This window comes from Acidithiobacillus ferriphilus (assembly GCF_018854775.1).
Taxonomy (GTDB): Bacteria; Pseudomonadota; Gammaproteobacteria; order Acidithiobacillales; family Acidithiobacillaceae; genus Acidithiobacillus; species Acidithiobacillus ferriphilus.
Genome location: NZ_JAAZTY010000222.1, coordinates 1 through 4642, shown reverse-complemented (window position 1 = coordinate 4642; position 4642 = coordinate 1). Strand labels below are relative to the sequence as shown.

Genomic DNA, 4642 nt, shown 5'->3' with positions numbered 1-4642 from the left:
CTTGGCAGGGCGCGATTGCACCCATTTTTCGACTGCGGCGCAGGTGGCCGCCAAGTTGGTGATCGGGGTGCTGAGTCATACATTACCTGCCGATACCATTCTCAATGTGAACGTACCGGATTTGCCCTACGATGAAATCCGCGGATTCGAAGTGACGCGTCTGGGGCGTCGCCACAAGAGCGACATGGTGATACCGGCGGCTGATCCGCGCGGCGATCCTGTTTACTGGATTGGCCCTTCCGGGCGAGAGGCAGATGCCGGTCCCGGTACCGACTTTGACGCGGTGCGCCGCGGTTACGTCTCCATTACGCCGCTCGATCTGGATATGACCCGCTACAATTTCCTGGAGGGTTTGAGTCAATGGCTGCTTCGTTGCTAGCCTTGAGTCCTGAAGTCGGTATGATTTCCCCGCGTACCCGGGGGCGGATGGTGCTGCGTCTGCGCGCGGAAGGCATCCGTGACGAGCGGGTGCTGGACGCGATGAACCGGGTTCCGCGTCATCACTTTGTCGCGCAGGCGTTGGCGGGGCGTGCCTATGAGCCGGTGTCGCTGCCTATCGGCTATGGACAGACTATCTCTCAGCCCTGGACCGTGGCGCGGATGATGGAGGCGATTCTTGAGGACCGGGAAGTGCCGCAGCGGGTGCTGGAGATCGGTACTGGTTCCGCCTACCAGACCGCCGTGTTGGCAGAACTGGGGGCTGAGGTCTTCAGCATTGAGCGTATCGGCCCGCTTCAGGAAATGGCGGAGGTGTTGCTGGGGCGGCTGAACTACCATCAGGTGCATCTGCATCATGGCGACGGTAGTGGCGGCTGGCCGGAGAAGGCACCTTTTGATGCGATTGTCATCACGGCTGCAGTGCCCTGCGCCCTGGCGCCCCTTTATCGCCAATTGCGGGCCGGGGGTAGTCTGGTGATGCCGGTGGAAGAAGGCGGCAGACAGCATTTGCAAGTCAGCCATTGGGATGGCAGTGCGGCGCAGGTGATTCCGCTGGGTGCCTGCCATTTTGTCCCTTTGCTGGCGGGAACGATTGCGGTGGCCTCTGGAGAGTGTGTCGGATGAAAAGCGCGAGCAGAGACGAGGAAGAGGGCGTTCAGACAGGAGTCGCGGAGAAGGAAGCAGATATTCCGGAAAAAGCCGAGGAGGTGGAAGATTTCGGTGAGGCCCCCGATTGGGATGCTACCCGCTGTTATCTGCGGGAGATCGGGCATAGTCCGCTGCTGACAGCAGAACAGGAGGTCACCCTTGGGCGCAGGGTTCAGACCGGAGATCAGGCGGCACGCTGCACCATGATAGAGAGTAACCTGCGCCTGGTGGTAAAGGTGGCGCGGCGCTATATCAACCGGGGGTTGCCGCTCCTGGACCTGATCGAAGAAGGCAATCTCGGGCTGATTCGGGCGGTGGAGAAATTTGATCCGGAGCGCGGCTTTCGCTTCTCCACCTATGCGACCTGGTGGATTCGCCAGAATATCGAGCGGGCGCTGATGAATCAGACCCGCACCATCCGCCTACCCATTCATGTGATGAAGGAACTCAGCGCCGTGCTGCGCGCGGCCCGCTGTCTCGGGCAAACCCTGCAGCGGGAGCCGACGCCGGAAGAGGTGGCAGAAGTTCTGGATCGCCCGGTAGAAGCGGTGCGCAATTGCCTGGAAATGGATGGCCGGGTGACGAGCCTGGATGTGCCCCATGGCCGGGAGTCGGATCGTCCTCTTGCGGATATTGTTGCCGATGCTGACGCGGTGGGCTTGGAAGAGGGCCTGGCCGACCGGAATCTCTCCCAGCAGGTGCAGCAATGGATTGGGGCGATGACCGAGAAGCATCGGCTGGTACTGCTCTGGCGTTTCGGTCTGGACGGCACCGATGGGGCGACGCTGGAAGAGGTCGGCTCCCGCCTCGGCGTTACTCGGGAGCGGGTGCGGCAGATTCAGGTAGAGGCATTGCTGGTGCTGCGCCGTCGCATTGAAGAGGAAGGCCTGACATCGGAGAGCCTTTTCGGCTGACGGTGACGTCGGCGGATACCAGTGTGTTCAGGCCTCGGGCGGCAGCAGGGCGGCGATGACCACGCGATCTTCGGCCAGCAGGATGTTGTAGGTGCGGCAAGCGGCACCGGTGTTCATCACCTCTACGGCGAGATCAGCGGCGCCCAGGGCACGCATGAGTTCCAGCGGGAAATGCTGATGCTTGCCAGTGCCCAGCAGCACAATATCGGGCTTGCGCGCCAGCACTTCGGCAAAGTGCGAGAGCTGGAGCGCGCTGGCATGCCCAGGTCCCCAGGGGCTGTGCAGCCAGTCGGCGCCGACCAGCAGGCCGTGTGCGTGCTTCTTGCCGTGGATGACGATGCCCTGCGACCCATAGGCATGGATGAGATTGCGGTGACCGTCGCGTTGCAGGTGTAATTTCATGTTGAATGTCCTTCATGCGGATTGACAGGTCCGCCTTGCCTCTCTATTGTTCTTCGATTTCGGCATTCGCTACAACCCTGAAGGCCCGCGCCACATGAACAGTGACTTTGAACGTATCCGTCGTCTGCCCCCTTATGTATTTAACATCGTTACTGACCTGAAGAATCAGGCCCGCAAGCGTGGCGAGGATATCATCGACTTTGGCATGGGTAATCCTGATCAACCCACACCCCAGTATATTGTCGACAAACTTTGTGAAACGGCCCAGCGCGGCGATACCCATCGCTACAGCGTGTCGCGCGGCATTCCCCGCTTGCGGCGCGCCATCACGGGCTGGTACGAACGGCGCTATGGTGTGCAGCTTGATCCGGAGTCCGAAGCCATTGTCACCATTGGCTCGAAAGAGGGTATTGCCCATCTGGCGTTGGCGACCATGGGTCCCGGCGATACGGTGCTGGTGCCGAGTCCGACTTATCCCATTCATCCCTACGGCTTTGTTATTTCGGGCGCCGACGTGCGCCATGTGCCGATGCTGCCGGGGGTGGATTTCTTCGAGGAACTGGAAAAGGCCGTCAAGGCCGCCTGGCCGAAGCCGAAGATGCTGGTGATCAACTTCCCCCACAACCCGACGGCGGCGGTCGTGGAACTGGACTTTTTCGAGCGGATTGTCGAGTTTGCCAAGGAGCACCGTATCTGGGTGGTGCATGATCTGGCCTATGCGGATATCGTCTTTGATGGCTATAAAGCGCCGAGCTTTTTGCAGGTGCCGGGGGCCAAGGACGTGGGCGTCGAGTTCTTCACCCTTTCCAAGAGCTACAACATGCCCGGCTGGCGGGTGGGCTTTGCGGTGGGGAACCCGAAACTGGTGGGCGCGCTGGCGCGAATGAAGAGCTATCTGGATTACGGTACTTTTACCCCCATTCAGGTGGCGGCCATCACCGCACTGGAAGGGCCGCAGGATTGCGTGGAAGATATCCGGCTGATGTATGAGCAGCGCCGCGACGTGCTCTGCGAGGGGCTGGACGCGGCGGGCTGGGTGGTCGACAGGCCCAAGGCGACCATGTTTGTCTGGGCAAAGATTCCCGAAGCATTGCGCAAGATGGGCTCACTGGAATTCTCCAAGCTGGTACTGGACCGCGCCAAGGTGGCGGTGAGCCCCGGCATCGGCTTTGGCGAGTTGGGCGACGAATATGTGCGTTTCGGGCTGGTGGAGAATGAGCATCGCACCCGACAGGCCATCCGCGGCATCAAACACATGTTTCGTGAGGATCTGTAATGGCGTATGCAATGGAGCCGGTACGGATCGGTATTCTTGGCATGGGCACGGTGGGTCAGGGCACGGTGCGGGTGTTGGAGCGCAATGCCGAAGAAATCATACGCCGGGTCGGGCGCGAGTTACGGGTAGTCCATGCGGCGGTGCGTAATCCCGCACGTTTGGCGGGGCTGGGGCTGGATGCGCGGATCAGCAGCGATCCATGGGCGGTGGTGCGCGATCCCGAGGTGGAGGTGGTCGTCGAGGTGATGGGGGGGCAGGAGCCGACCCTGAGCTTGTTGATGGCCGCTATCGCGGCGGGTAAGCATGTGGTAACCGCTAACAAGGCACTGCTGGCCGAGCATGGCAACGAGATTTTCGCGGCGGCGCAGGCGCAGGGGGTGATGGTTGCCTTCGAGGCGGCGGTGGCGGGTGCCATTCCCATCATCAAGGCGATTCGCGAGGGGCTGGCGGGCAACCGAATTCAGTGGCTGGCGGGCATTATCAACGGCACCAGCAACTATATCCTCTCCCAGATGTTCCACGCGGGCTGGGACTTTGAGCAGGCCCTGGCTGAGGCGCAGCGGCTGGGTTATGCCGAGGCCGATCCGGGGCTGGATGTGGATGGCGGCGATGCCGCGCACAAAATTACCTTGATGGCGTCTATCGCTTTTGGTATTCCGGTGGATTTCGCCCATTGCCATGTGGAAGGCATCCGTGCCCTGGAACAGACCGATGTGGTCTATGCCGCCGAGCTGGGCTATCGCATCAAGCTGCTGGGGATTGCGCGGCGCCGCGCGGATGGCATCGAGTTGCGGGTCCATCCTACGCTCATCCCGGAAAGTCATCTGCTGGCCAATGTGGAGGGACCCTTCAACGCTATTCTGGTGGAGAGCGATGCGGCGGGGCAGAGCCTTTATTATGGACGCGGCGCGGGCGGCGATCCCACGGCCAGCGCCGTGGTGGCGGACTTGGTGGATGTGGCGCG

At 61.4% G+C, this 4642-nt stretch carries 6 protein-coding genes; 5 read left to right on the top strand and 1 reads right to left on the bottom strand.

The window, feature by feature from the left end; genetic code table 11:
* From HF921_RS12580 to rpoS, 3 genes are all read left to right on the top strand, one after another.
* The coding region (locus tag HF921_RS12580) for a 5'/3'-nucleotidase SurE (protein ID WP_308165022.1) at nucleotides 1-379 on the top strand (379 nt) is incomplete at its 5' end.
* Nucleotides 361-1062, top strand: a complete 702-nt coding sequence (locus HF921_RS12575; RefSeq protein ID WP_215892953.1) for a protein-L-isoaspartate(D-aspartate) O-methyltransferase — start codon at nucleotides 361-363, stop codon at nucleotides 1060-1062. The genes HF921_RS12580 and HF921_RS12575, both read left to right, overlap by 19 nt.
* The gene (gene rpoS / locus HF921_RS12570) at nucleotides 1059-2000 is read left to right on the top strand and encodes an RNA polymerase sigma factor RpoS (RefSeq protein ID WP_215861974.1); all 942 of its coding nucleotides are present in this window, start codon (nucleotides 1059-1061) and stop codon (nucleotides 1998-2000) included. Before HF921_RS12575 ends, rpoS begins: the two co-directional genes overlap by 4 nt.
* 27 nt (nucleotides 2001-2027) lie before the next feature.
* Here rpoS and HF921_RS12565 read toward each other — a convergent pair whose 3' ends face one another.
* Entirely contained in the window at nucleotides 2028-2402 is a 375-nt protein-coding gene (locus tag HF921_RS12565) for an Mth938-like domain-containing protein (RefSeq protein ID WP_064219799.1), read from the bottom strand.
* Nucleotides 2403-2496: 94 nt separating this feature from the next.
* Between HF921_RS12565 and alaC the strand changes: the two genes are divergently transcribed.
* Nucleotides 2497-3678, top strand: coding sequence for an alanine transaminase (gene alaC / locus HF921_RS12560; protein ID WP_064219800.1), 1182 nt, complete (start codon nucleotides 2497-2499; stop codon nucleotides 3676-3678).
* Nucleotides 3678-4642, top strand: a 965-nt coding sequence (locus HF921_RS12555) for a homoserine dehydrogenase (RefSeq protein ID WP_215893934.1), incomplete at its 3' end; no start/stop codon positions are given. The genes alaC and HF921_RS12555, both read left to right, overlap by 1 nt.